Below are 24,926 nucleotides of genomic sequence, written 5' to 3' on the forward strand. Positions count from 1 at the left end.
TCAACAGTCGGCGGACCATACGCGCATCACGGAGGCGATGCGAGCGAGCCGGCTTCAGACCTGACCGGCGCCGCTAAAGGCCTGCGGCGCCGCCGTCGGCACGGGGATCGTGGGCGCCCGACAGCGACATGTCGGTGTGCAGCGTCACGCCGCCAGCATGGCCCATCGTGTCGGAATAGGGCTCGTCCACAAGGGCTGTCTGGTGGCCGATCCTGTCGAGGCCGGCAACGATGGCGTCGTCGAAACGCGGCTCGAAGCGCAGGCTGGTGACGGAGGAGCCCCAGGTGCGGCCGAGCAGCCAGCGCGGCGCATCGAGGGCCGCCTCCAGCGGCTGGCCATGACGCACATGGCGCTCGAAGATCTGCGCCTGGGTCTGTGGCTGGCCCTCGCCGCCCATCGTGCCATAGGCGAAGACGCGGCCGTCGGTCAGCTGGGCCATGGCGGGGTTCAGCGTGTGGAAGGGCCGGCGGCCCGGCTCCAGCGGATTGAGCGCGCGCGGATCGAGGACGAAGCTCGCGCCGCGGTTCTGCATGAGGACGCCGGTCGACTTCGACACGCAGCCGGAGCCGAATTCCCAGTAGATCGACTGGATGTAGGAGACGACGCGGCCTTCCGAATCCGCCACGCCCATCCAGATCGTGTCCCCGGGGGCCGGCTTGTAAGGCCAGGGCAGGGCGCGTCCCATGTCGACCTTGCCGGCCTCGGCTTTCAGCGCTTCCGGCCTCAGGTAGGCCAGCGGGTCACCATCCAGGCGGTCATAGTCGGTGACGAAGCGGTCGCGCACCAGGAAGGCGCGCTTCGTCGCCTCGACGATGCGGTGGATGAAGCCGAGCGTGTCCGGGGTCACCGACCCGTGCATGGACTCCAGCTGGTCGACAATGCCGAGGATCATCAGCGAGGCGAGGCCTTGCGTCGGCGGCGGCATGTTGTGGAGCGTGCCGAGCGAATGGGCGAGACTCAGCGGGGCGCGCTCGACGGCGTAATAGGCCTGCAGGTCGGCCCGGGTGACGGGCGAGCCGATGGCTTCGAGATCGCTGGCAAACTCCCGGGCAATGTCGCCGCGATAGGCGTCCTGGAAGCCGGAACGGGCGAGATGGTCGAGCGTGTCGGCGAGCGCCGTCTGCTTCAGCACCGTGCCCTCGGCCGGCGGCTTGCCGTTGACCAGGAAGGTCTCGGCGAAGCCCGGGCAGTCCTTCAGCTCGTAGAGCTTGTCGACGGTCAGGCGGGCCTGGGAACGGCTGACCTTGTAGCCCTCCCGGGCGGCGCGGATGGCCGGCTCCATCATGACGGTGCGCGGCAGCTTGCCGCCGGAGGCCTTGGCCATGGCGTTGGCGAGGCGCCATCCACCGATGGCGCCGGGCACGGTGAGGGCAGCAAGCGGACCACGCGTCGGGATCTCGTCATGGCCCTTGTCGAGATAGCTGCGCAGGGTGGCGCGCTCGCCGGCAAAGCCGCAGGCCTCGATGCCGTGGACGCGGCGGCTCGGCTGGTGGATGAGCCAGAAGCCGTCGCCACCCACATGGGTCATGTGCGGATAGACCGCCGCGATGGTGGCGGCGGCCGCGATCATCGCCTCGATGGCGTTGCCGCCCTCGCTCAGGATCTGCCGGCCGGCCTCGGCCGCAGCGGCGTGGGGAGCGGCGACGACGCCGCGCGTGAAGGGGCCTTCAGACATGCATGCGCTCTCCGGGCCGCGAGGATAGACGAAGGCGCGACGAAACGGGAATACGCAAGCCGGCCTAGGTCTGGCGTCCGTCAGGTGGATGCGGCGGAGGCCGCGGGGTCAGATCGCCATGCTCTTGTGGAGCGCGTCGCGGTCCACCTCGCCCTTCAGCCCCTGCACCACGACGCGGCCGCGCTCCATCACGTAGAAGCGGTCGCCGAGCTCCTCGGCGAAGTCGAGATATTGCTCCACCAGCAGGATGCCGATGTCGCCCTTGCGGCGCAGATAGTCGATGGCGCGGCCGATATCCTTGATGATCGAGGGCTGGATGCCTTCGGTCGGCTCGTCCAGCACGATGAGCCGCGGACGCGTGACAAGGGCGCGGCCGATGGCGAGCTGCTGCTGCTGGCCGCCGGACAGGTCACCGCCGCGGCGTCCCAGCATGTCTTTCAGCACCGGGAAGAGCGAGAAGATGTCATCGGGAATGGTGCGGTCGGCGCGCTTCAGCGGCGCGAAACCCGTCTCGAGATTCTCCTTCACCGTCAGCAGCGGGAAGATCTCGCGGCCCTGCGGCACATAGGCGATGCCGCGCCGCGCCCGCTCGAAGGGCGGCATGCGGGTGATGTCGCGGCCCTCCCACAGGATCTCGCCGCCGGAGATCGGCTGGTGGCCGATGATGGCGCGCATGAGCGAGGTCTTGCCCACGCCGTTGCGGCCGAGGACGCAGGTGACCTTGCCGGGCTCGACCACGACGGAGACTTCGCGCAGGGCCTGGGCCGCGCCGTAGTGGAGGTCGACGGATTTGACGTCCAGCATCTCTCAGCGCCCCAGATAGACTTCGATGACGCGCTCGTCGGAGCTCACCTGGTCGAGGCTCCCCTCGGCGAGGACCGAGCCCTCGTGCAGGCAGGTGACCTTCACGCCGAGCTCGCGGATGAAGCCCATGTCGTGCTCGACGACGACGACGGAATGGGTTTTGGCGATGTCCTTGAGGAGGTCGGCGGTGGCGGCTGTCTCCACGTCGGTCATGCCGGCGGCGGGCTCGTCGACGAGCAGGAGCTTGGGGTCCTGCGCCAGCAGCATGCCGATCTCCAGCCATTGCTTCTGGCCGTGGGAGAGATCACCGGCCAGGCGCTTGCGGTGGTCGCCGAGGCGGACGATGCCGAGGATCTCGTCGACGCGGCGGGCGATCTCGGCCGAGCGGCGCTGGAAGAGCGTGCCGAAGACGGTGCGGTCGGCCTTCACCGCCATGTCCACATTGTCCTCGACCGTGTGGCTCTCGAAGACGGTCGGCTTCTGGAACTTGCAACCGATGCCGAGATTGGCGATGGCCGTCTCGTCGAGCCGGGTCAGGTCCACCTCGCCGGCAAAGATGACGTCGCCGGTGTCCGGCTTGGTCTTGCCGGTGATGATGTCCATCATCGTCGTCTTGCCGGCGCCGTTGGGGCCGATGATGGCGCGCATCTCGCCGGGGGCGATGATGAGCGACAGGTTGTTGATGGCGCGGAAGCCGTCGAAGCTCACTGAGACGCCGTCGAGATAGAGCAGCGACTGGGTGACGATCTGCGGGCGTTCGATGGCCTTGACGGGCTCGGCGGGCAGCTGGGTGTCCATCGGATCGATCAGCACCGGGGCCTCCTCACTCGGCCGGCTGGCCCACGGCCTTGCCGGCCGGGGGCTCGCGGGTCTCGCCGCGGCGCTTCCACCAGTCGGTGAAGGTGCCGAGGATGCCTTTGGGCAGGAACAGGGTCACGACGATGAACAGGCCGCCCAGGGCGAAGAGCCAGCCCTGCGGGAAGGCGCCGGTGAACCAGCTCTTGGCGAAGTTGACGATGCCTGCGCCGAGAGCTGCGCCCACCAGCGTGCCGCGGCCGCCGACGGCCACCCAGACGATGGTCTCGATGGAATTGGCGGGAGAGAATTCGCTGGGATTGATGATGCCGACCTGCGGCACGTAGAGCGCCCCGGCAATGCCGGCCATGACGGCGGAGACGGTCCAGACGAAGAGCTTGAAGTGCTCGACGCGGTAGCCAAGGAATCGGGTGCGGGCCTCGGCGTCGCGCACGGCGATGAGGATCTTGCCGGCCTTGGAGGTGACGATGGCGCGGGCGAGCAGATAGCCGATCATCAGCGCCACGACCGAGAGCGAGAACAGCACCGCGCGGGTCGTCTGCGACTGGATGTTGAAGCCGAGGATGTCCTTGAAATCGGTCAGGCCGTTATTGCCGCCGAAGCCCATGTCATTGCGGAAGAAGGCGAGCATCAGCGCATAGGTCAGGGCCTGGGTGATGATCGACAGGTAGACGCCGGTGACGCGGGAGCGGAAGGCGAACCAGCCGAAGACGAAGGCGAGCAGGCCGGGGACGAGGGCCACCATGAACAAGGCATAGGGGAAGGAGGAGAAGCCCCACCAGGTCAGCGGCAGCTCCTTCCAGTTCAGGAAGACCATGAAATCGGGGAGGATCGGGTGGGAATAGACGCCGCGCGGGCCGATCTGCCGCATGAGGTACATGCCCATGGCATAGCCGCCGAGGGCGAAGAAGGCGCCGTGGCCGAGCGAGAGGATGCCGCAATAGCCCCAGACCAGGTCCACCGCGAGGGCGAGCAGGGCATAGGTCATGTACTTGCCCCACAGACTGACCGCCGTGTTGGAAACATGGAACGGCGAGCCAGGCGGCACCGCGAGGTTGAGGACGGGCACCATCACAGCGGCGAGGGCGAGAAGGACGAGGAAGATCCAGCCGGTGCGGTCGATCTTCTCGAGGAGGAACCGGGTGAGCATCATTCCACCGCCCGGCCCTTGAGGGCGAAGAGGCCCCTCGGACGCTTCTGGATAAACAGGATGATGAAGACGAGCAGCAGGATCTTGCCGAGCACGGCACCCGCATAGGGTTCGAGCAGCTTGTTGGCGATGCCGAGCGTCATGGCGCCGACCAGCGTGCCCCAGAGGTTCCCCACCCCGCCGAAGACCACGACCATGAAGCTGTCGATGATGTAGCCCTGGCCGAGGTTGGGCGAGACGTTGTCGATCTGGCTCAAGGCAACGCCCGCGAGCCCGGCGATACCGGAGCCGAGGCCGAAGGTGAAGGCGTCGACCCAGTTGGTGCGGATGCCCATGGCGCCGGCCATGCGGCGGTTCTGGGTGACGGCGCGGGTCTGCAGGCCGAAGGGCGTGCGCTTCAGGAAGAGCAGCAGCGCGGCGAAGACCATGGCCGCGAAGATGATGATGGCGAGGCGGTTTGCCGTGATGGCGAGGTGGCCGACCTCGAAGGAGCCGCTCATCCAGGAGGGCGTCGTCACCTCGCGGTTGGTCGGGCCGAACCAGGAGCGCACGGCCTGTTGCAGCACGAGGCTGACGCCCCAGGTTGCGAGCAGCGTCTCCAGCGGCCGGCCGTAGAGATGGCGGATGATCAACCGCTCGATGGCGATGCCGATGGCTCCCGCCACCAGGAAGGCCATGGGCAGGGCGATGAAGAGCGAGACGTCCATGAGGCCGGGCGCCATGGTGCGCAGCACCTGCTGGACGACGAAGGTCGTATAGGCGCCGATCATCACCATCTCGCCGTGGGCCATGTTGATGACGCCCATGACACCGAAGGTGATGGCAAGGCCGATGGCGGCGAGCAGCAGCACCGAGCCGAGGGACAGGCCGTACCAGACGTTCTGCACCGCCTCCCAGACGGCGAGCGTCCGGCGGATGGCCACGGAGGCGCTCTCGGCTGCCTCCCGGACCCGGGGTGGCGCGGTAGCGGGGAGCGAGCCGAGCATGCGAAGGGCATCCTGGTCGCCGCGTCGCTGGATCACGCCGATAGCGGTGATGCGATCGGCCTCGTTCGCCTCGGGGCTTGCGACGACGACGGCGGCGCGCGCCTCCTCCATGAGGATGCGGATGCGGGCGTCGCGCTCCTGGCCGATGGCCTGTTCGAGGGCCGGCAGCGCGGAGGCGTCCCGCGACTTGAACACGGCCTCGGCGGCGGCGGCGCGGCGGGCCGGGTCGGGGTTCATCAGCGTCAGGGCGCCCATGGCGGCGTCGATGGCGCGGCGCACCGCGTTGTTGAGGCGGACGGGGCGGGTCGTGCCGGCGTCGGTGACCGGCTCCCCGGTGAGGGCCGAGACGAAGCTGCCGCTCGCCTCACGGATGAAGACGGCGCGATCGGCCTGGCGGTAGACGAGCCGGTTGTCGCGCAGGGCCTCGATGACCGGGGCGGCGCGGGGCGAGCCGGAGGTCGCGAGGGCGGCGACCGCGCCGGCGATGTCGTTGAAGGTCTCGGTCGCCATCCGCTGGATCAGCGGGGCAGCGTCCTGCGCCCTGGCGGAGGGCGGGGCGAGAAGAACGACGGTGAGTAGGGCGGCGAGGAGGGCCACGAGGCCGGGGCGTCGGATCATGTCGCTCAAGCTCGGCCCTCTTCAGGAAAGCACTGCCGGGGGAAGGCGAGGCGCGCCGCGGGCGGCGCGCCTCCTGTCGGTTCGGGGCCGGTGTCAGCGCTGGGCGCCGCCGCAGCGACCGGTGCGGACGTTGAAGTTGCCGCAGTTCATCGGCGCGCGATGGTCGGCGATCAGGTCGCGCGAACCCTCGAGGTGAGGCGACCACTCCTGGGCCACCACGGTGCCAGGCGTCTGCCAGACGGTCTGGATCTGGCCATTGGCCTGGATCTCGCCGATCAGCACGGGCTTGGTGATGTGGTGGTTCGGCATCATGGTGGAGATGCCGCCGGTCAGGTTCGGCACGGCGATGCCGATCATGGCGCGGCGCACGGCGGTCGCGTCGGTGGTGCCGGCGGCCTCGACGGCCTTAACCCACATGGCGAAGCCGATGACGTGGGCCTCCATCGGGTCGTTGGTCACGGCCCGCTCGTTCTTCTTGAAGGCGCGCCAGCGGGCGATGAAGTCGCGGTTGGCCGGGGTGTCGACGGACTGGAAGTAGTTCCAGGCGGCGAGGTGACCGACCAGCGGACGGGTGTCGATGCCGGCGAGCTCCTCTTCACCAACCGAGAAGGCGACGACGGGGATGTCGGTGGCCTTGATGCCCTGGTTGCCGAGCTCCTTGTAGAACGGCACGTTGGCGTCGCCGTTGACGGTGGAGACGACGGCGGTCTTCACGCCGGTCGAGCCGAAGCGCTTGATCGCCGCGACGCGGGTCTGCCAGTCGGCATGGCCGAAGGGCGTGTAGTTCACCGAGATGTCCTCGGCCTTGACGCCCTTGGAGAGCAGGTAGGCCTCGAGGATGCGGTTGGTGGTGCGCGGGTAGACGTAGTCGGTGCCTTCCAGCACGAAGCGCTTCACGCCCTCGGCGAGAAGATAGTCGATGGCCGGGATGGCCTGCTGGTTCGGGGCGGCGCCGGTGTAGAAGATGTTCGGGGAGGATTCCTCACCCTCGTACTGGACGGGGTAGAAGAGGATCGAGTTCAGCTCCTCGAAGACCGGCAGGACCGACTTGCGCGACACCGAGGTCCAGCAGCCGAAGGTCACGGCAACCTTCTGCTGGGCGATCAGCTCGCGGGCCTTCTCGGCGAAGAGCGGCCAGTTCGAGGCCGGATCGACGACGACCGCCTCGAGCTTCTTGCCGAGCACGCCGCCGCGCTTGTTCTGCTCCTCGATGAGCATGAGCATCACGTCCTTCAGCGTGGTCTCGCTGATGGCCATGGTGCCGGAGAGCGAATGCAGGATGCCGACCTTGATCGTTTCCTGCGCCTGGGCCGGCGCGGCGAGGGCACCGGCTGCCATGGCGGCGCCGGCGAACATGCCGAGCACTTTGGTTTTGAGGTTCAACATGGATTGTTCCCGTTACGTGTTGCGCCCCGGACTGCGGCAGCCAGATCCTTGCCCGATGGCGTTCCAGTCTTCGCAACGGGCGTGCCAGCACCGGATTTTTCTCCCAATCCTTTGACTCCTTGTTTGAATCATCCGCGGCCTGCCGCTGGGGAAGAAAATGCCGCAGTGCGACCAAGCGTCCCGGTATGCAATGCGCCCAAAAAACAGGCAAACATGGGTGCGCAATGATTGGGCACGTGATCCGTAAAGGTCCTTATGCGCGCGGCACGGGTCCTGCACTTGATGGATCAACCAAGCCGACCACCCGAGGATCTGTGCGACGATGACACATCCGGCCTCGCTTCCAGCCCTTCTGCCAGCCCGTTTCCGGGCCCTCGACGCCTGGCGCGGCATCTGCGCGGCGCTGGTCGTGCTGTTCCATGTGCCAGTCCTGCACATCGCCAAGGACTGGCCGGCCTTTGCCAACCTGCAGCTCGGCGTCGACTTCTTCTTCGTGCTGTCCGGCTTCGTCATCAGCCACGCCTATCAGGAGCGGCTGTCCTCGGCCGACCAGGCGCGGGGTTTCCTCGTCGCCCGCTTCCGCAGGCTTTGGCCGATGCATGTGGCGGTGCTCGCCGCCTTTGTCGCGCTGGAATTCGCCAAGCTCGCCTATGCGACCGTCAACCCCGCCTTCGGGGTCGAGGCCGCGCCCTTCTCGTCCGGACGCTCGCCGCTGGAGATCCTCACCAACCTCACCTTCCTGCAGTCCTTCGGCCTGCATCCCGGCCTCAGCTGGAACGGGCCGGCCTGGAGCATCGCGGTGGAGTTCTGGACCTCGGTGGTCTTCCTCGGTGTCGTGCTGTGGTGGCCGGGGGCGAAGCGCGAGACGTTCCTCGCGCTCGCCCTTGGAAGCGCCGTCGTCCTGGCCATCGTCTCGCCGGCGACGCTCTTCGTCAGTTCCGACTGGGGCTTCATGCGCTGCCTCTTCGGCTTCGCCATCGGCTGCCTCGTCTATGACCTGAGGCTGCGCTACGCGCTACCGGCCCGGCTGCTCGGCTGGTTCGAGGCCGCGATCGCTCTTGCCGCCTTCGCCTTTATGGCGCTCGTGCCGATGGGCCTCCTGCACCTGACCGCTCCGCTGCTCTTCGGTGTGCTCGTCTTCGTCTTCTCCTTCGAGGGCGGACCGATCTCGGCGGCACTGACGACGCGCATCCCCCAGGCGCTCGGGCGCTGGTCTTTCGCGATCTATATGACCCACGCCTTCCTGTTCCAGATCCTGAGGACCGGCGGCACCTTCCTCGACAGCAAGCTCGGCCTTGGGCGCATGGTCATGCACCATGGCGACAAGCTGGTCACCATCGGCTCGCCCTGGCAGGGCATCGCGATGCTGGTGGTGATCCCGGCGGTGGTGATTGCGGTCGGCGCCTTCTTCCACCGCTTCGTCGAGGTACCGTTCTCCGGCAAGGGCCGGCCCGGCGCAGTGAAGCGCGGGGCTCCCGAGCCAGCGCCGGCGGTGCAGCGGGCCTGAGGCCCCTTTTCAGCCTTCGTTAACCATGATGACGTCACCTGCTCGGATCAAGCGAGCGGAGGACGTCATGACGAGCCAGGGGGCGGCGGCCGAAGCTGCGGCACCGCAGCGCCGGTCCTGGGGCGAGGCGGCGGCGGTCTATCTGCGCCGTGACGTGCTCATCGTCCTGTTCCTCGGCTTCTCGGCCGGCCTTCCCCTTGCGCTGTCGGGCTCGACGCTGCTGGTCTGGATGGCCGAGAGCTCGGTCAATCTCTCCACCATCGGCCTCTTCGCGCTGGTCGGCACGCCCTACACGATCAAGTTCCTCTGGGCGCCCGTCGTCGATGCGCTCGACATCCCCATCCTCTGTCGTCTCTTCGGTCGCCGTCGCGGCTGGCTGCTGTTCAGCCAGATCCTGCTGATGGCGGCGATCATCTTCCTCGGCCTGCAGAACCCCGACGTCTCGCCCTTCATGATTGCGGTTGGCGCCGTGCTGGTGGCGGTGGCTTCGGCCACGCAGGACATCGTCATCGACACCTACCGTGTCGAGAAGCTCGACACCTCCGAACAGGCGGCGGGCGTCGGCTCCTATGTGGCCGCCTACCGGGTGGGCATGCTCGTCTCCACCGCCGGGGCGCTGTTCATCGTCTCCTTCTTCGAGAAGGTGCAGGGCTTCGACAAGGCCACCGCCTGGACGTTCGGCTACATTGTCATGGCGGCCTTCGTCCTCGTCGGCATGGTGACGACCCTCGTCGCCCACGAGCCTGAGCGCTCGAAGATCGCCGAGACGGCGCTGAAGGGCACCGACCAGCTCTCGCGGGTCTGGTCGGCCGCGACAGGCGCCTTCACTGAGTTCCTGACACGCGATGCGGCCCTGGCGATCCTCGCCTTCGTCATCCTCTTCAAGCTCTGCGACGCCTTCGTCGGCGCCATGACCGGCCCCTTCGTCATCCGCGGCATGGGCTACAGCCGCGAGGAATATGCGGCCATCGTGAAGGGCCTTGGCCTCGCCGCGACGCTCGCCGGTGGTTTTGCCGGGGGCTTTGTGGCGCGCGGTCTCGACCTTCGGACCAGCATGTGGCTCGCCGCCCTCCTGCAGATGGGCTCCAACCTCGTCTTCGCGCTGCAGGCGGTGATGCCGGCGAGCTACGGGATGCTCGCCTTCGTTATCGTCGCCGAGAATTTCACCGGCGCCATCGGCACGGTGATCTTCGTCGCCTACCTGTCCTCGCTCTGCCAGTCGCCGCTGCACACGGCGACGCAATATGCGCTGCTCTCCGCCCTCTCGGCGGTGGGGCGGACCTATATCTCGGCGCCGGCGGGCTTCGTTGCGGCACAGACCGGCTGGTTCTGGTTCTTCGTGCTCTCCGTCTTTACTGCCATCCCGAGCCTCATCCTTCTCTGGTGGCTGCAGCGGCGCGGGCATTTCGAGGCCCTCGCCAAGCCCGCCGGGCCGCTTGCGGCGGATGACTGACGGGCCGCCGCAGGCTAGGGAACGCGCGACCTCACCGCATCCCGGCCCGCCCAGTGACCCTTCCGCCCGCCTTCCGCTCCTCCGGCGATCTCCTCGCCGACCGCCGCTACGACTACGCCATGGCCGCCAAGTCGGACGGCGACCTCGTCGCCGCGGCGGACCTCTTTCAGCAGGCGCTGGAGATCGCGCCCCGCTGGGTCGCCGGCTGGTTCGCGCTGGGCGAGGTCGAGGCGGCGCGCGGCGAGACGGCGGCCGCGGAAGCGGCCCTCGGTGAGGCCCTGGCCCTCGACCCCGCCGATGCCCTTGGTGCCCGTCTCCTGCTCGCGCGGCTCGGCCGGGCCGATGCGCAGGAGGCCATGTCGGAGGCCTATATCCGCACGCTCTACGACGATTATGCGCCGCGCTTCGAGAAGGCGCTGCGCGAGGGCCTGTCCTATCGCGCGCCGGAGATCCTGCGCGACGCCGTCCTTGCGGCCTGCGGGACGCTCGGGCGCGAGCCGACCTTTTCTCGCATGCTCGACCTTGGCTGCGGCACGGGCCTGGCCGGACCCGTTTTCGCTCCGCTTACCGCGGCGATCGACGGCGTCGATCTCTCGCCCCGCATGGTCGATCTCGCGCGGCAGAAGGGCGTCTATCGCTCGCTCGCCGTGGGTGACCTCATGGCTTTCCTTGCCGGCGAGCCGGAACGTAGCGCCGACCTCGTGCTGGCCGCCGACGTGCTGATCTATGTCGCCGATCTTGGTCCCGTCTTCGCCGGCGCGGCGCGGGTTCTGCGGCCCGGCGGGCTGCTCGCCTTTACCGTCGAGGCTCATGACGGGGAGGGCCTGATGCTCCATGCCTCGCTCCGATACGCCCATGGTCGCGACCTGATCGAGGCGGGTCTTGCCGCGGCGGGCCTTGCTCTCCTCGCGCTGGAAAGCGTCGTTTTGCGCACCGAGGCGGCTTCGCCCGTTGCCGGTTGGGCGGTCGTCGCGGCGAAGGACCGTTGACGCGCCCGCTCGGGGCGTCCACAGGCAGGCCATGAACTACCGCCACGCCTATCACGCGGGAAACCCGGCCGACGTCATCAAGCACGCGGTGCTCGCCTTCGTGCTCTCCCACATGGTGCAGAAGGACAAGCCGCTCAGGGTCATCGACACCCATGCCGGGCTCGGTCGCTACGACCTGACGGCGGATGCCTCCGAGCGGACGGGCGAATGGGTGGAGGGGATCGGCCGGCTCTGGGCTAAGGACCTGCCCGAGCCGCTGGCGGCCCTGCTCGATCCCTATCTCGACGCCGTCGCCCTGCTGAACCCCGACGGGCGGCTGCGGTTCTATCCCGGCAGCCCCGACATCGCGCGGATGCTGACGCGGCCCGTCGATGGGCTCACCTTCTGCGAACTGCATCCGGAGGACAGCGCCGATCTCGGCCGCCTCTTCGCCAGGGAGGACCGCGCCAAGGTCATCGAGCTCGACGGCTGGCTGGCGCCGAAGGCCTTCCTGCCGCCGAAGGAGAAGCGCGGGCTGGTGCTGATCGATCCGCCCTTCGAGCAGCGCGGCGACTATGACCGGCTCGTGGAGGCGCTGGCGCAGGGCTACCGACGCTTTTCGACCGGCGTCTTCCTGCTCTGGTACCCGGTGAAGGACCCCGACGAGGTCAAGCGGTTCCATCGGCGGATCGCGGAGCTCGCAATCCCGAAATGCCTCACCATCGAGGCGACCTGGCGCGTCGTCGACGGGCGGCGGCTGTCAGGGGCGGGCCTGGTGACGGTCAATGCCCCCTACACGCTCGCGCCGCATCTGCGGGCGGCCGGTGAGTTGCTGTGGGACGCGCTCGGCGTCCCCGCGGGCCGGCTTCTCCTGTCCGGCGACGCGGCCTGAAGCCCTTACGGGTCGGTGCGCAGGTTCATCTGCTTGCCGGCATCGACGACGAAGAGCGCCAGCGCGCCTCCGACGGCGAGACCGATGAGAACGATGGCCAGGTCTGCAATGCTGATGTCGATCATCATGACATGCCCCTCAAGGCTCGGGTGACGGCCGTCATCCGCTGCACCGGCCCAAGGGAGGCGGGCGGCTGACGATCGAGGGGCATGGTTCCGTGATTTGTGCGTCGCAGCAATGCTATCCCGGCTTTGCTGCGATGCAATAACAAGATGACTCTGCGGAACTCCCTATCGCCTGCCGTCGCCCCCGGCGGCCAATGCCCGGAGCGCCACCCTGTAGTTTGGGTACAAGAGCTTAACGGACAGTTCACCCTTCAGGCGGTCGTTCCGGACCCGCTTGCACTCGTCGTAGAAGCTGCGGCCCATCTCCGAGAGGCCGCTTTGCTCGAAGGGAATGTCGGGCGGGACCGGCAGCCCGAGGATCTCGGCGGCATGGGCGACCACGTCCTGGGCGGGCGAGGGTTCGTCGTCGGTGACGTTGACGATGCCGTCATAGCGCCTGTCGAAGCTCGCCAGCACGGCCTGGGCTATGTCGTCGACATGGATGCGGTTGAAGACCTGGCCCGGCCTGATGATTCGCCGCGCCGTGCCACGCGCGAGGTTCACCAGCGCGTTCTGGCCCGGACCATAGATCCCCGAGAGGCGCAGCACCGCGACGGGCACCCCGTGGGCCCGGCCGAAGGCCTGCCAGACGGCCTCCGCCTCGACGCGCTCGCGGCTGCGGATGCTGGAGGGCATTGCCGGGGTCTCTTCGTCCACCCAGCCGCCGTCATGGTCGCCATAGACGCCGACGGTGGACAGATAGGCCACGCCGCGCGGGGGGTGGGCGGCGAGCAGGGCGCCACAGGCAGCCAGCACCGGGTCGCCCGCCGGACCGGGCGGCGCGGAGATGAGGATGTCGTCAGCCGAGGCGATGGCCGCGGCCAGAGCCTCCGGCACGTCCGAGCCGTCAAAGGGCAGAACGGTGACGCTCTGGCCCTCGACGGGCGCCCCGGACAGGGCCTGCGCGCGGTCGGCCGACCTGACGGTGGCGGTGATGCGGTCGTAGCGCGTGCCGGCAGCGCGGATCGTGGCGCGCGAGGAATAGCCGAGGCCGAAGACAAGGAGATGGGGCATGGGGCACCGCGGAATGACCGGGACGAGGCACCTTCCTTAGCCGGTCCCGGCGGCGCGGTGGAGGGGGCCGCCGATCAGCGCGTCATCATCGCGCCGGCCGCCGCCCATTCGGCGAGAACCTCGGGATCGGCCTCGGTGGCCGGCGGACCGTCCGCCAGCCGCTGCGGCGCGAGCTCGGACAGCGCCCAGATGGCGGCGCCGCGCACCAGCGGCGCGGCATCGGCGAGGAGATCGGCGGCAACCTCCGCCAGGGAATCATCACCGCTGTTGCCGATGGCGACGAGCACGTTGCGGAGAAACCGGTCGCGGCCGATGCGCTTGACCGGACTGCGGGTGAAGAGGGCGCGGAAGGCCGCATCGTCCAGCCGCGCGAGATCGGCGAGGGCCGGGCGCTTCAGGTGATCGCGCGCCGCGAGCTTCAGGTTGCGGCCCTCCTGCGCGAACTTGTTCCAGGGGCAGGCGGCGAGGCAGTCGTCGCAGCCATAGATGCGGTTGCCCATGGCCTTGCGGAACTCGCGGGGGATCGGCCCCTTGTTCTCGATGGTGAGGTAGCTGAGGCAGCGCCGCGCATCGAGCGCATAGGGGCGCGGGAAGGCGGCGGTCGGGCAGATGGTGAGGCAGGCGCTGCAGGAGCCGCAATGGTCGCGCTCGGGCGCGTCCGACGGCAGGTCCAGCGTCGTCATGATGGCGCCGAGGAAGAGCCAGGAGCCGAAGCCGCGCGCGACGAGGTTGGTGTGCTTGCCCTGCCAGCCGAGGCCGGCGGCCGCGGCAAGCGGCTTCTCCATCAGCGGGGCGGTGTCGACGAAGACCTTGAGCTCGCAGCCCGTCTCCTCGGCGAGCCATCGGCCGACGGCCTTGAGCCGCGCCTTGATGACCTCGTGATAGTCGTCGCCGCGCGCATAGACCGAAAGGAGACCCGCGCCGCGGTCTTCGAGGCCGTCAAGCGGGTTCTCGTTCGGCCCGTAATTGACGCCGAGCATGATGACCGAGCGGGCCTCGGGCCAGAGCACGCGTGGATCGCCGCGGCGCTCGGCGGTCTCCTCCATCCAGGCCATGGAGCCGTGGTGGCCGGCGGCTATGGCCTCGGTGAGGCGGGCGGCAGCCTCCGGCACGGCATCGGGGGTGGTGAAGCCGATCGTGTCGAAGCCTTCGGCGCGGGCGCGGTCGGCGATCGCCTGCCGCAGCGCGGCCGGATCGCTCAGAAGTCGAGATCGGCGTAGGTCGCGCTCGGCTGCATGCCGACCACGCGGTCGTTCAGCAGCGCCCGGAAGCAGGGGCGCGACTTCACCCGCGCGTACCAGTCCCTCGCCGCCGGTTCTTCGTTCCACGATACCTCGCCCAGATAGTCCACGACCGACAGATGCGCCGCTGCCGCCAGGTCGGCATAGCTCAGGGCCGAGCCGGCGAGCCAGTCGTTGCGGGCCGCCAGCCAGCCGATATAGGCGAGATGATAGCGGATATTGGTGCGGGCCGCGCGCAGCGCTGCGGTGTTCGGCGCGCCACCGCCGAGCTCGGCCGGGATGAAGCGCTTGTCGATCTTCTCCTCGACGAGCAGGCCCGAGACCTCCTCGAAGAACTTGCCATGGAACCAGCGGGTGAGGCGGCGCACCTCGATCCGCGCCACCAGCGCCTCCGGCATGAGGCGGCGGTCGGCCGCGCCATGATCGGTGTCGTCCAGCCAGGCGGCGATGCCGTCGGCGCCCACCACCGCGACGCCCTCGCCGATCTCGAGCACGGGCGTGCTGCCCTCGGGGTTCATGCGCAGGAAGTCCTCCTGCCGCTCCCAAGGCCGGGCCTCGACGAGGTCCGTCTCGACGCCGCGTTCCGCCAGGATCAGCCGGGCGAAGCGGGAATGCGGGCAGAAAGGTCGGTGATGGAGGATCGGGTTCATGCGCTCCAGGCCGGGTGGACCTGCCTTGGACAGGTCCGGAATGGTTTTTCCATGACGGGAGTGGAGGCGGGTGAATAGCCGCGCAGGCGCGCCCCGACAACCGTGCTGTTCGCGTGTCGGCGTTCACGATCCGTCATGGTTGACCAATGGTGAAAGGCGCACCGGGGCGCCGACCGCCTCCGCAGTTTCCCTGATGAACATGCTTAACCGAACGTGAAGGGAGCCGCGCTTATCTGGCGGAACGGCCGGCTCCTGTGCCCGCCGCGGAGGAGCCGATGGACATCGTCAATCTCGCCAAGGCGCTGGTCCTCGGTGTGGTCGAGGGCGCGACCGAGTTCATCCCGGTCTCCTCCACCGGCCATCTCATCCTGATCGGCCATTTCCTCGGCTTCCAGTCGACGGGCAAGACCTTCGAGGTGCTGATCCAGCTCGGCGCCATCCTTGCCATCCTGCTGGTCTATTTCACCCGCCTGCTCGGCGTGGTGCTGTGCCTGCCCACCGATGCCTGGGCGAGGCGCTTCGTCGCCTCGGTGCTCATCGCCTTCCTGCCGGCGGCGATCCTCGGCGCGGTCCTGCACAGCCGCATCAAGGCGGTGTTCGAGCGGCCGGACCTCGTCTGCGTGGCGCTCATCCTAGGCGGCATCGTGCTGCTCGTCGTCGACCGGCTGAAGCTCGAGGCGCGCGAAGATAATGCCTTCCGCTTCTCACCTATGCTGGCGCTGAAGATCGGCCTCTGCCAGTGCGCGGCGCTGTTCCCCGGCGTGTCGCGCTCGGGCGCCACCATCGTCGGTGCGTTGCTGATGGGGACGACGAAGCGGGCCGCGGCGGAGTTCTCGTTCTTCCTCGCCATGCCGACCATGGCAGGGGCCTTCGCCTACGACCTCTACAAGAACTACAAGATCCTCGACTTCTCGGACGTGACGACGATCGGCGTCGGCTTCGTCGCCGCCTTCATTTCCGGCCTCTTTGTCGTGCGCTTCCTGCTCGACTATGTGAGCCGCCACGGCTTCGGGCTCTTCGCCGTCTGGCGGATCGTCGTCGGCGCGGCCGGGCTTGCCGGCCTCTATTTCATCGGCTGAGGGATCAGCGCGCCGGCTCGGCGAACTGGCCGTGCTTGCGGAATCGCCACAGATAGCTTGGCACGATGGCCTCCACCGATTGCGGGTGGATGCCGAGCCCCTCGAGGGTGCGGCCCTCGGCCTTGGCGGCCTCGCTGACCACGTTGTCGGACTTCAGCAGCTCGACCTGGTCCTCGGTCAGCATGGGCTTGGGCAGCAGCTGCAGTACCTTGGCCTGCAGGCGGGCGAGGCCGAAGGGCAGCGGCACCAGCAGGCGGTTGCGCTGGGTGGTCTTCAGCACCAGCTCGAGCAGCTCGCGGAAGCTCTTCACCGCCGGCCCGCCGAGCTCGTAGGTCGCGCCCGCATTGGCGCGGCCGTCAACGGCGGCCATGACGGCCTCGGCGAGGTCGCCGACGAAGACAGGCTGGAACCTGGTCTCGCCGCCGCCGACCAGCGGCAGGACAGGCGACATCTGCGCCATGGCGGCGAAGCGGTTGAAGAAGTCGTCCTCGGGACCGAAGACGATTGAGGGGCGCAGGATCACCGCATCGGCAGCTGCCTCGCGTACCGCAGCCTCGCCGGCCGCCTTGGTGCGGGCATAGAGCGCGGCGCTCTCGGCATCGGCGCCGATGGCCGAGATGTGGATGAGGCGGGCGCCGGCCTCGCTCGCGGCGCGGGCGACAGCGGCGGCGCCGCGGGCCTGGACCGAATCGAACTTCTGCCGGCCGGTCTCATAGAGGATGCCGACGCAGTTGATGACGATCTCGGCGCCGGCGACGGCCTGGCGGACGGAATCGGGATAGCGCAGGTTGGCCTGGACGGCATGGATCTGGCCGACCGCGCCAAGCGGCTGCAGATGACCGGCGAGATCCGGCCGGCGGACCGCGACGCGGATGCGGAAGCCGCGCTTGGCCAGTGCGCGCACGACGTGCCGCCCGACGAATCCCGAACCGCCGAAGACGGTGACGAGCCGATCGAAGGTCTGCATCGCAATGCCTCTTGCAGTCACGGGGAACGGGGCCGTGATTAGTCGATTTCAGGGGTCAGGTACAGGGGCGTGGCGGCAGGGCCAGCCCCGCCGCGGGGAGTTCAGCTCCACCACGCGATAAGGCCGGCTCCCGCGCCCCAGATGGCGGCATAGCGCAGGGTGCGGGCGAGGCCGGTGATCAGCGCTGTCGTTAGGGCGGGGTATCGCGCCATGCCGGCGACCAGCGTGATCGGATCGCCGATCACCGGCATCCAGCAGAGAAGCAGTGTTGCCCAGCCCCAGCGCTGGAACAGGCCGGAGGCGCGGGCGAAGCTTTCAGGAGGCAGACGAAAGCGGCGCATCCAGGCATGGCCCGCCTCGCTGTCGGCGCCGCGGGCGATCTGCGTGCCGATCCACCAGCTGGTCATGCCGCCGGCGGTATTGGCGATGGCGGCCACGGCAAACAGCGCCCAGGGGTTCGCCGTCCCCGCCGCCAGCAGCGCGATGAAGACCGCCTCCGACCCGCCGGGCAGGAGGGTTGCGGCGGTGAAGGCGGCGAGGGCCATGGTGGCGAGGCTGGCGAGGTCTGCGACCAAGGCGGGCTCCGGATTAACCCTCGCCTCATGCCACGCCGCCGCGCGCTTGCACAGGCGTCGCGCTGGCCGTTTAATACGGGTCCGTAACGAGTTCCCCCAGCGTTCGAGCGGTTCGCGTCTCCATGGCCGTCGTGTTGCGCCCGTCCCTGGCGATGAAGCTAATGCACGAGGTCTCGCTGGCCCTGGTGCAGGACGGCGAGGCCGACCTGTCGTCGCGCCAGCTCGCCATCCTGCTGACCATCTATCTCGAGCCGCCGCCGCATCACGTGCGCGACCTTGCCCGCAAGCTCGGCGTGACCAAGCCGGTCATCACCCGGGCGCTCGACAGCATGGGCAAGCTCGACCTCGTCTCCCGCCGCCGCGACGAGAACGACCGCCGCGACGTCGTCATCCAGCGCACCGTGGCCGGCGCACTGGCCGTCGAGCGGCTCGGCGACCTCGTCACTGCCAAGGCCGCGGCCCTGCCGCCATGAGCCGTTAACGGCTTCTTGCCGGGGGCGGGCTTGTGATAGGAGGCGCCATGACCTTCACGCTACCGCCCGGCCTCGACCGCCGCCTCACGCCCGCCCGCGCCGATCTCGCCGCCGCCCATCTGCGCGGCCAGGTGGACAGTGCCCGCTTCGTCGAGGGACGGCCGATGCGCACCAGCTTCCCCGTGGTGCCGCTCGCCCCCTCGCGGCTGATGAATGCCGCCCGCGACACCGAATACCTGCTCGGCGAGGAGGTCACCGTCTTCGACGAGGATGGCGGCTTCGTTTACGTCCAGTCCGACCGCGACCTCTATGTCGGCTATGCCATTGCGGGCGCGTTCCGGCCGCGTGGCAAGCCGACGACGCACCGGGTGGTGGCGATGCGGACGCATCTCTATCCCGGGCCGAGCATCAAGCTGCCGCCGACCTTCATCCTCCACCGCAACAGCCTGCTCACCATCGAGCGCTTCACCGAGGCCTTTGCCGTGACCGATACGGGCGCCCACGTCATCGCCTCGCACCTGAAGCCCGTCGCCGAGGTGGAACCGGATTTTGTCACCGTCGCCGAGGACTATCTCGGCTCGCCCTATCTATGGGCCGGACGCACCAGTTTCGGGCTGGACTGTTCTGGTCTCGTCCAGACCGCATTCGAGGCCAGCGGCATCGCCGTGCCGCGCGACACCGACATGCAGGAGAAGGCGATCGGGACGCAGGTTCCCTTCGATGGGGACGTGATGGCGCTCCAGCGCGGCGACCTCGTCTTCTGGAAGGGCCATGTCGGCATCGTCTCGGGGCCGGACGAACTCCTCCACGCCAATGGCCATCACATGATGGTGGTGAAGGAGCCGCTCTCCGGCGCCATCGCCCGGATCCGCGAGAAGTCCTACGGCGCGGTCACCAGCGTCCGGCGGCCCTGACCCTCAGGTGCAGACCGGCTTGTCGCAGTCGCGGACGGCGGCGACGATCCGCTCCATGGTCGGGCGGCCCGGCCAGCCGATGACGGCGGTTCCGGCGATCAGCCAGGACGGCGTTGCCGCGAGGTTGGTGGCATTGGCGAGCCGCACGGCGTCAGCGATGACCCGGCCGGTCTCGGGCCGGTCGGCGACCTCCTCGACCTGCCGGCGGTCGAGGCCGAGATCCGCCGCGAGCGCCAGCGCCCGCCGTCCGTCGAAGACACCGCGCATCGCCATGGAGCCGGCGTGGAAGGCACGGGCCTTGTCCTCTCCGCCGAGCTGCTTCACCGCATATTCCACCCGCGCCGCCTGAACCGAAGGCAGGCCGAGGCTCGGGGCGTTGACGAGCGAGACGGCAAGATCGCTGTCGCGCTCGGTCATGCGCTTCACATCCATCGCCGCGCGGCGGCAGAAGCTGCAATTGGAATCATAGACCTCGATCAGCGTCAGGTCGGCCTCGCGCGCGCCGAGGAGCACGGCATTGTCGAGAGCCATGATCTCGGTCTGGAGCTCGACCGGCACGCGGAAGTTCTGGACCTCGCGGCCATCGGGGCCGGCGATCGGATACCAGGCGTCCTGGGCGACGGCGCGGCGGCTCAGGGCCGGGGCGGCGATGCCCGAGAGGCCGGCGAGAAGGGCGAGGCGGCGCGACAGGGTCATGCGGAGGTCCCGAATGAAAGGCGGCCGCACCATCGTGGAGCGGCCGCCTTCAGGACAATCAAGCCTGCGTGAGGGCGTCAGGCCGCCTTCACCGTCTCGATGAAGCGGGCGACCTCACGCTGGAGCACCTCGCTGTCGCGGGACAGGGAGCGGGCAGCGCTCAGCACCTGGCTGGAGGCGGAGCCGGTCTCGGCCGCCCCGGCATTGACGCTGGCGATGTTGCTCGCGACCTCGGCGGTGCCCTGCGCCGCCTCCTGAACGTTGCGCGAGATTTCCTGGGTCGCGGCGCCCTGCTGCTCCACCGCGGCGGCGATGGCGGCGGCGACGCCGGAGATGCGGTCGATGGTCGAGCCGATCTCCTTGATGGCGACGACCGAGTCCTGGGTCGCGGCCTGCATGGCGCCGATCTGGGCGCCGATCTCCTCGGTCGCCTTGGCGGTCTGTGTTGCGAGCTGCTTCACCTCGGAGGCGACCACCGCGAAGCCCTTGCCGGCCTCGCCGGCGCGGGCCGCCTCGATCGTGGCGTTCAGCGCGAGGAGGTTGGTCTGCTCGGCGATGGCGGTGATGAGCTTCACCACGTCGCCGATGCGCGAGGCGGCCTGCGTGAGCTGGGCGATGCGCTGGTCGGCCTTCTCGGCCTGCTGCACGGCTTCCGCCGACATGCGGCTCGACTCGGCGACCTGGCGGCCGATCTCATGCACGGAGCTCGCCATCTCCTCGGCGGCACCGGCCACCGACTGGACATTGGCGGAGGCTTCCTCCGAGGCTGAGGCGACGACCACCGACTGGGCCTGGGTATTCTCGGCGGTGCGCGAGAGCAGGGTGGCGGCAGATTCAAGCTCGCCCGAGGCGCGCGAGACCGTCTCGACCACGCCGCCGACGGCGGCCTGGAAGCTGTCGGCGAGCTGCAGCATGGCAGTGCGGCGTTCGGCGGCGGCGCGGGCCTCCATGGCGCCCTGCTCGGAGCGCAGGCGTTCGGCTTCGATCATGTTGTCGCGGAAGGTCTGCATGGCGCCCGCCAGCGCCCCGATCTCGTCGCGGCGGGTGACGAAACGGCTTTCAACGCTGGTGTCACCGTTGGCGAGGCGTAGCATCGAGTCCTTGATCTCGTTGAGCGGCCCGACGACCCGGCGCGCCATCAGGACGAGGGCGGCGACGGCGAAGGTGAGGGCGAGGGTAAGGGCGCCGAGCTGAACCAAGAGGTTCCGGAAGGCGGTTGCGCGGGCGGCTTCCGAATGATCGCCGGCCACATTGAGTGCCGCATCAGCCGCCGACAGGATCATCCCGAGCCTGGGCACGGCGACCTGCGTCCACTGGCTGGGGGTGAAGCCCGGCGGCTGCTTGGCGATCAGCGCGTTCAGGGTCGCCATCAGGACCTTCGTGAATTCCGGGTCGAAGAAGCCGCTGCGCGCCTTCTGCATGGCTTCCGCGAAGCTCGGGGGCAGGGACAGGCTCGCGGCGAGCTGCTCGACCGCCGCCCAGGACGTCTCCGTCCGGGTCATGAGGATCGTGTAGGCGACGAGGGGATTTTCCGGCAGCGGCATGCCGGCGAGCGGGTTGGAGATGAAGACCGACACGTCGCCGGCCGCCTGCCGGGCGTTCCAGGCGTGCTGCTTGATGGCCATCAGCTGGTCGACGAAGGGATCGTCGAGGACGATCAGTCTCGTCAGTTCGCTGGACAGACGGTCCAGCATCGTGATCGTCTGGTCTGTCAGGTTGAAATAGTCCTCCGCGATGCCGGCCCGGCGCTGGGCCCGCGGAACGGCTATGGCGCGTGCCGTTTCCGCCATCATCGCGTCCAGGCGGGTGATCGCTGATTCCAGTTGGCTTGCCGCCGCGGCTGCGCCCGGATAGTCGACCGTGCGCAGGTTGACCAGCGCTGCCCGCAAGGCCGGCATTGTGGCCTCACGATGCGGGGCGATCGAGCGGGGCAGCGTCGGATGGACCTCGTCGAGGATCAGCGCCCGGCGCGAGGACGCCCTGTCGACGCGCAGATTGTGCAGGGCCGTGAACATATGCGTCGTCGAATCAACGACCGCCGCGATCCGGTTAGACTTCTGATACTGAGTCTAGGAGGTCCATGCTCCCATCGCCAACTGGGCAACCGTCACCAGTGCGAGAATGGACACAACGGCCTTGACGAGGCCGCTGACGGTGAGGCGATTCAACACGGCTGATCTCCGGAACGTCTTCGCAGGTGCAAAACACCATCGTCGCTCTGCGTAAACGAACCGCTAAGTCAAACCCGCTCCGTCACCAAAAAAGTGTGGCCGACAACTGTCCTATGCTTACCGAGCGGAAGGTTCATTCAGTAGCCGTGTGCGGGATCGACGATGTTGACGAGGTCACCGCCCGCCATGTGCGTCCTGATCTGCTGGGCCACATAGGCGGCGATGGCCGGCGGCGAGGAGATCGCCGAGTTGTGGGGCGTCACCGTCACCTTCGGATGGGTCCAGAGCGGGCTATCGGCGGGCAGCGGCTCGGTCTGGAACACGTCCAGCACCGCAGCGCCGAGCTTGCCGGTTTCCAGCGCTGCGAGGATGTCCGGCTCGTTCTGCAGGCCTCCGCGGCCGACATTGATGAGGACCGGGCCGCCAATGGCCTCGGCCTTCGGCATCCGGGCGAAGAGCTTGGCCTCGAGGATGCCCGCCGTGTCGGCGGTGAGCGGCATCATGGCGACGAGGATGTCGGAGGTGGCGACGACGGCGTCGAGGCCGTCCGAGCCGTGATGCATCTCGACCCCGTCGACAGCTTTCGGCCGGCGGCTCCAGCCGGCGACCTTGAAGCCCATGGTGCGCAGCTTCATCGCCGCGTCCTGGCCGAGCACGCCCATGCCGAGCAGGCCGACGCGGATGTCACTCGCCTGCGGCTGGTCGCGCAGGTCGATCCACTGCCTGTCGCGCTGGAAGCCCTCATAGACGCGCACCCGGCGCAGGGCCATGAGACAGTGCATCACCACATATTCGGACATGCGGGTGGTGAGGTCGGGATCGACGACGCGCACGACCGGCACGCCCTCGGGGAGGCGGCGGTCCTTGAACAGATGGTCGACGCCGGCGCCGAGCGAGAAGATCGCGTCGAGCAGCGGCAGGTCGGCGAAAGTGCCCTCCGGCTGCTTCCAGGCCGCGCCATAGCGCACGGCGCGGCGGTCGAAGATCTCACCGGGCAGGACGACCTTCCAGCCAGGAAGGGCGGACTGGAAGCGTTCACGCCAGGGTTCGGGATCCCAGGAGCCGATGCCGAGAAGCAGGGTGGTCACGTCGATGGTCTTTCGCTGGAGACGGGCGCGAGGTCGAAGGCGGCTGCGAACAGCGCCTTGGTGTAATCGTTCTGCGGCGCCTTGAACACGCGTTCAGCGGGACCCTGCTCCACGACCTTGCCGCCCTTCATGACGATGATGTCGTCGGCGAGCGCCGAAACCACCTTCAGGTCGTGGGAGATGAAGAGGTATGTGAGGTTCCGCTTCGCCTGCAGGTCGCGCAGCAGGTCGACGATCTGCGCCTGGACGATGCGGTCGAGGGCGGAGGTCGGCTCGTCCAGCAGGACGAAGCTCGGCTCGAGGATCATGGCGCGGGCAATGGCGATGCGCTGGCGCTGGCCGCCGGAGAATTCGTGGGGGTAGCGGTGACGCGTCCCCGGGTCGAGCCCGACATCGGCAAGGGCTGCCACCACCCGCGCATCGCGCTCGTCCTCGGTGAGGCCTGCATGGTGGATGGCAAGGCCCTCGGCGACGATCTCGGCCACCGACATGCGCGGCGACAGCGAGCCGTAGGGGTCCTGGAAGACCACCTGCATCTGCCGGCGGTTGGGCCGCATGGCCTTGAAGCCGAGGCCCTGGATCGGCCGGCCCATGAAGACGATGGGCCCTTCGGAGGAGATGAGGCGGAGCAGGGCAAGGCCAAGCGTCGTCTTGCCCGAGCCGGATTCACCGACGATGCCGAGCGTGTGCCCTTCCCGCACCGCCACCGAGATGCCGTCCACCGCCTTGATGTGGCCGACGGTGCGTCGCAGCAGCCCGCGCTTCACCGGAAACCAGACCTTGAGGTCGTCGGCCTGCATGATGACGGGTGCATCTGGGTCGGCGGCGCGCGTCTCGCGCCGCGGTTCGGCGGCCATCAGGGCGATGGTGTAGGGGTCCTGCGGCCGTTCGAAGATGGTGGCGACCGGCCCCTGCTCGACGATACGGCCATGGCGCATGACGCAGACGCGATCAGCGAAGCGGCGGACGATGCCGAGGTCGTGGGTGATGAAGAGGATCGCCATGCCGAGTTCGCGCTGGAGGTCCTTCAGCAACGTCAGGATCTGCGCCTGCACTGTCACGTCGAGGGCGGTGGTCGGCTCGTCGGCGATGAGCAGGTCCGGCTCGTTGGCCAGCGCCATGGCGATCATGACGCGCTGGCGCTGGCCGCCGGAGAGCTGGTGCGGATAGGCGTCGAGACGGCCTTCCGGGTCGGGAATGCCGACGCGGCCGAGCCATTCCACGGCCTTGGCGCGGGCGGCCTCGACCGTCAGGCCCTTGTGGAGGATGAGCGGTTCGGCGACCTGCTGCCCGATCGTGTGCAGCGGGTTCAGCGAGGTCATCGGCTCCTGAAAGATGATGCTGACCGCATTGCCGCGCACCTTGCGGATGGCCGCATCGTCGGCGGCGACGAGGTCCTCGCCCTTGAACAGGATGCGCCCCGAGGGATGGGAGGCGGCCGGATAGGGCAGCAGCTTCATCACCGACAGGGCGGAGACGGACTTGCCCGAGCCGCTCTCGCCAACGATGGCCAGCGTCTCGCCGCGATGGATGGCGAAGGAGATGCGGTCGACGGCGAGGCTGTCCCGCCCGCCCTGCCGGAAGGCGACGGAGAGGTCCTGGACGGAAAGGAGGGGCGTGTCGGCGGTCATGGCGTCCT

23 protein-coding genes are annotated in these 24,926 nt (G+C 68.7%); 7 read left to right on the forward strand and 16 right to left on the reverse strand.

Going from position 1 to position 24,926, the window contains the following annotated elements; genetic code table 11:
* Nucleotides 1-73: 73 nt before the first annotated feature.
* From O9344_RS13905 to urtA, 6 genes are all read right to left on the reverse strand, one after another.
* Nucleotides 74-1,675: a gamma-glutamyltransferase gene (locus tag O9344_RS13905; RefSeq protein ID WP_298478294.1), complete on the reverse strand. Its 1,602-nt coding sequence runs from the start codon at nucleotides 1,673-1,675 to the stop codon at nucleotides 74-76.
* A 108-nt stretch (nucleotides 1,676-1,783) separates the two neighbouring features.
* Nucleotides 1,784-2,479, reverse strand: a complete 696-nt coding sequence (gene urtE, locus O9344_RS13910) for an urea ABC transporter ATP-binding subunit UrtE (RefSeq protein WP_298478297.1) — start codon at nucleotides 2,477-2,479, stop codon at nucleotides 1,784-1,786.
* A 3-nt stretch (nucleotides 2,480-2,482) separates the two neighbouring features.
* Nucleotides 2,483-3,277 (reverse strand): urea ABC transporter ATP-binding protein UrtD, encoded by a 795-nt coding sequence (gene urtD, locus O9344_RS13915; protein WP_298478565.1) that lies wholly within the window; start codon nucleotides 3,275-3,277, stop codon nucleotides 2,483-2,485.
* Nucleotides 3,278-3,302: 25 nt separating this feature from the next.
* On the reverse strand, nucleotides 3,303-4,445 hold the full coding sequence (gene urtC, locus O9344_RS13920) for an urea ABC transporter permease subunit UrtC (protein WP_298478568.1): 1,143 nt from the start codon (nucleotides 4,443-4,445) through the stop codon (nucleotides 3,303-3,305).
* Nucleotides 4,445-6,049: an urea ABC transporter permease subunit UrtB gene (gene urtB, locus O9344_RS13925; RefSeq protein WP_298478572.1), complete on the reverse strand. Its 1,605-nt coding sequence runs from the start codon at nucleotides 6,047-6,049 to the stop codon at nucleotides 4,445-4,447. The genes urtC and urtB overlap by 1 nt, the downstream gene beginning before the upstream one ends.
* Nucleotides 6,050-6,142: 93 nt before the next feature.
* A complete protein-coding gene (urtA, locus tag O9344_RS13930; RefSeq protein ID WP_298478575.1) occupies nucleotides 6,143-7,405 on the reverse strand; it encodes an urea ABC transporter substrate-binding protein in 1,263 nt (420 codons plus the stop codon).
* 352 nt (nucleotides 7,406-7,757) lie between these two features.
* Here urtA and O9344_RS13935 point away from each other — a divergent pair, with 352 nt between their 5' ends.
* The 4 genes from O9344_RS13935 to rlmJ all read left to right on the forward strand — a co-directional run bounded on the left by O9344_RS13935 (nucleotide 7,758) and on the right by rlmJ (nucleotide 12,255).
* Nucleotides 7,758-8,942 carry an acyltransferase gene (locus O9344_RS13935; protein WP_298478300.1) on the forward strand — a complete coding sequence of 395 codons (1,185 nt, stop codon included), beginning with the start codon at nucleotides 7,758-7,760 and terminating at the stop codon, nucleotides 8,940-8,942.
* Nucleotides 8,943-9,009: 67 nt separating this feature from the next.
* Complete coding sequence (locus O9344_RS13940; RefSeq protein WP_298478302.1) at nucleotides 9,010-10,395, forward strand: MFS transporter; 1,386 nt, start codon at nucleotides 9,010-9,012, stop codon at nucleotides 10,393-10,395.
* Between the two features lie 53 nt (nucleotides 10,396-10,448).
* A complete protein-coding gene (locus O9344_RS13945; protein WP_298478305.1) occupies nucleotides 10,449-11,384 on the forward strand; it encodes a methyltransferase domain-containing protein in 936 nt (311 codons plus the stop codon).
* A gap of 31 nt (nucleotides 11,385-11,415) precedes the next feature.
* The gene (gene rlmJ / locus O9344_RS13950) at nucleotides 11,416-12,255 is read left to right on the forward strand and encodes a 23S rRNA (adenine(2030)-N(6))-methyltransferase RlmJ (protein ID WP_298478308.1); all 840 of its coding nucleotides are present in this window, start codon (nucleotides 11,416-11,418) and stop codon (nucleotides 12,253-12,255) included.
* A gap of 5 nt (nucleotides 12,256-12,260) precedes the next feature.
* On the opposite strand, the gene O9344_RS13955 is transcribed toward rlmJ, so the two are convergent.
* From O9344_RS13955 to O9344_RS13970, 4 genes are all read right to left on the reverse strand, one after another.
* Nucleotides 12,261-12,383, reverse strand: a complete 123-nt coding sequence (locus O9344_RS13955; RefSeq protein WP_273510984.1) for a hypothetical protein — start codon at nucleotides 12,381-12,383, stop codon at nucleotides 12,261-12,263.
* A 162-nt stretch (nucleotides 12,384-12,545) separates the two neighbouring features.
* Nucleotides 12,546-13,433: an NAD-dependent epimerase/dehydratase family protein gene (locus tag O9344_RS13960; protein WP_298478314.1), complete on the reverse strand. Its 888-nt coding sequence runs from the start codon at nucleotides 13,431-13,433 to the stop codon at nucleotides 12,546-12,548.
* Between the two features lie 74 nt (nucleotides 13,434-13,507).
* Nucleotides 13,508-14,617, reverse strand: a complete 1,110-nt coding sequence (queG, locus tag O9344_RS13965) for a tRNA epoxyqueuosine(34) reductase QueG (protein ID WP_298478578.1) — start codon at nucleotides 14,615-14,617, stop codon at nucleotides 13,508-13,510.
* 14 nt (nucleotides 14,618-14,631) lie between these two features.
* Nucleotides 14,632-15,324, reverse strand: coding sequence for a glutathione S-transferase family protein (locus tag O9344_RS13970; protein ID WP_298478317.1), 693 nt, complete (start codon nucleotides 15,322-15,324; stop codon nucleotides 14,632-14,634).
* A gap of 275 nt (nucleotides 15,325-15,599) precedes the next feature.
* On the opposite strand from O9344_RS13970, the gene O9344_RS13975 reads away from it, so the two are divergent.
* Nucleotides 15,600-16,403 carry an undecaprenyl-diphosphate phosphatase gene (locus O9344_RS13975; RefSeq protein ID WP_298478320.1) on the forward strand — a complete coding sequence of 268 codons (804 nt, stop codon included), beginning with the start codon at nucleotides 15,600-15,602 and terminating at the stop codon, nucleotides 16,401-16,403.
* 4 nt (nucleotides 16,404-16,407) lie between these two features.
* Here the strand turns inward: O9344_RS13975 and O9344_RS13980 are convergent, their stop codons facing one another.
* Complete coding sequence (locus tag O9344_RS13980; RefSeq protein WP_298478323.1) at nucleotides 16,408-17,370, reverse strand: complex I NDUFA9 subunit family protein; 963 nt, start codon at nucleotides 17,368-17,370, stop codon at nucleotides 16,408-16,410.
* A 101-nt stretch (nucleotides 17,371-17,471) separates the two neighbouring features.
* Nucleotides 17,472-17,945, reverse strand: coding sequence for a VTT domain-containing protein (locus O9344_RS13985; protein ID WP_298478326.1), 474 nt, complete (start codon nucleotides 17,943-17,945; stop codon nucleotides 17,472-17,474).
* Between the two features lie 122 nt (nucleotides 17,946-18,067).
* Here O9344_RS13985 and O9344_RS13990 point away from each other — a divergent pair, with 122 nt between their 5' ends.
* On the forward strand, nucleotides 18,068-18,418 hold the full coding sequence (locus O9344_RS13990; RefSeq protein WP_298478330.1) for a MarR family winged helix-turn-helix transcriptional regulator: 351 nt from the start codon (nucleotides 18,068-18,070) through the stop codon (nucleotides 18,416-18,418).
* A 47-nt stretch (nucleotides 18,419-18,465) separates the two neighbouring features.
* Nucleotides 18,466-19,332 (forward strand): NlpC/P60 family protein, encoded by an 867-nt coding sequence (locus O9344_RS13995; RefSeq protein ID WP_298478333.1) that lies wholly within the window; start codon nucleotides 18,466-18,468, stop codon nucleotides 19,330-19,332.
* Nucleotides 19,333-19,335: 3 nt separating this feature from the next.
* Here O9344_RS13995 and O9344_RS14000 read toward each other — a convergent pair whose 3' ends face one another.
* From O9344_RS14000 to O9344_RS14015, 4 genes are all read right to left on the reverse strand, one after another.
* On the reverse strand, nucleotides 19,336-20,028 hold the full coding sequence (locus O9344_RS14000) for a DsbA family protein (RefSeq protein WP_298478336.1): 693 nt from the start codon (nucleotides 20,026-20,028) through the stop codon (nucleotides 19,336-19,338).
* 77 nt (nucleotides 20,029-20,105) lie between these two features.
* A complete protein-coding gene (locus O9344_RS14005; RefSeq protein ID WP_298478339.1) occupies nucleotides 20,106-22,043 on the reverse strand; it encodes a HAMP domain-containing methyl-accepting chemotaxis protein in 1,938 nt (645 codons plus the stop codon).
* Between the two features lie 293 nt (nucleotides 22,044-22,336).
* Nucleotides 22,337-23,287, reverse strand: coding sequence for a glyoxylate/hydroxypyruvate reductase A (locus tag O9344_RS14010; RefSeq protein WP_298478342.1), 951 nt, complete (start codon nucleotides 23,285-23,287; stop codon nucleotides 22,337-22,339).
* Complete coding sequence (locus O9344_RS14015; RefSeq protein WP_298478345.1) at nucleotides 23,284-24,918, reverse strand: ABC transporter ATP-binding protein; 1,635 nt, start codon at nucleotides 24,916-24,918, stop codon at nucleotides 23,284-23,286. The genes O9344_RS14010 and O9344_RS14015 overlap by 4 nt, the downstream gene beginning before the upstream one ends.
* Nucleotides 24,919-24,926 lie beyond the last annotated feature (8 nt).

Source organism: Phreatobacter sp., assembly GCF_027532945.1.
Taxonomy (GTDB): domain Bacteria; phylum Pseudomonadota; class Alphaproteobacteria; order Rhizobiales; family Phreatobacteraceae; genus Phreatobacter.

Excerpts from the sequence above, each read along its gene's own strand:
- O9344_RS13905 (WP_298478294.1), bottom strand. The coding sequence starts at position 1,675 with ATGTCTGAAGGCCCCTTCACGCGCGGCGTCGTCGCCGCTCCCCACGCC.
- rlmJ (WP_298478308.1), top strand. The coding sequence starts at position 11,416 with ATGAACTACCGCCACGCCTATCACGCGGGAAACCCGGCCGACGTCATC.
- urtB (WP_298478572.1), bottom strand. The coding sequence starts at position 6,049 with ATGATCCGACGCCCCGGCCTCGTGGCCCTCCTCGCCGCCCTACTCACC.
- O9344_RS13995 (WP_298478333.1), top strand. The coding sequence starts at position 18,466 with ATGACCTTCACGCTACCGCCCGGCCTCGACCGCCGCCTCACGCCCGCC.
- O9344_RS13955 (WP_273510984.1), bottom strand. The coding sequence starts at position 12,383 with ATGATGATCGACATCAGCATTGCAGACCTGGCCATCGTTCTCATCGGT.
- O9344_RS13975 (WP_298478320.1), top strand. The coding sequence starts at position 15,600 with ATGGACATCGTCAATCTCGCCAAGGCGCTGGTCCTCGGTGTGGTCGAG.
- O9344_RS13980 (WP_298478323.1), bottom strand. The coding sequence starts at position 17,370 with ATGCAGACCTTCGATCGGCTCGTCACCGTCTTCGGCGGTTCGGGATTC.
- O9344_RS13990 (WP_298478330.1), top strand. The coding sequence starts at position 18,068 with ATGGCCGTCGTGTTGCGCCCGTCCCTGGCGATGAAGCTAATGCACGAG.
- O9344_RS13935 (WP_298478300.1), top strand. The coding sequence starts at position 7,758 with ATGACACATCCGGCCTCGCTTCCAGCCCTTCTGCCAGCCCGTTTCCGG.
- O9344_RS13940 (WP_298478302.1), top strand. The coding sequence starts at position 9,010 with ATGACGAGCCAGGGGGCGGCGGCCGAAGCTGCGGCACCGCAGCGCCGG.
- urtD (WP_298478565.1), bottom strand. The coding sequence starts at position 3,277 with ATGGACACCCAGCTGCCCGCCGAGCCCGTCAAGGCCATCGAACGCCCG.
- O9344_RS14005 (WP_298478339.1), bottom strand. The coding sequence starts at position 22,043 with ATGTTCACGGCCCTGCACAATCTGCGCGTCGACAGGGCGTCCTCGCGC.
- urtE (WP_298478297.1), bottom strand. The coding sequence starts at position 2,479 with ATGCTGGACGTCAAATCCGTCGACCTCCACTACGGCGCGGCCCAGGCC.
- O9344_RS14000 (WP_298478336.1), bottom strand. The coding sequence starts at position 20,028 with ATGACCCTGTCGCGCCGCCTCGCCCTTCTCGCCGGCCTCTCGGGCATC.
- O9344_RS13960 (WP_298478314.1), bottom strand. The coding sequence starts at position 13,433 with ATGCCCCATCTCCTTGTCTTCGGCCTCGGCTATTCCTCGCGCGCCACG.
- urtA (WP_298478575.1), bottom strand. The coding sequence starts at position 7,405 with ATGTTCGCCGGCGCCGCCATGGCAGCCGGTGCCCTCGCCGCGCCGGCC.
- O9344_RS13970 (WP_298478317.1), bottom strand. The coding sequence starts at position 15,324 with ATGAACCCGATCCTCCATCACCGACCTTTCTGCCCGCATTCCCGCTTC.
- O9344_RS14015 (WP_298478345.1), bottom strand. The coding sequence starts at position 24,918 with ATGACCGCCGACACGCCCCTCCTTTCCGTCCAGGACCTCTCCGTCGCC.
- urtC (WP_298478568.1), bottom strand. The coding sequence starts at position 4,445 with ATGCTCACCCGGTTCCTCCTCGAGAAGATCGACCGCACCGGCTGGATC.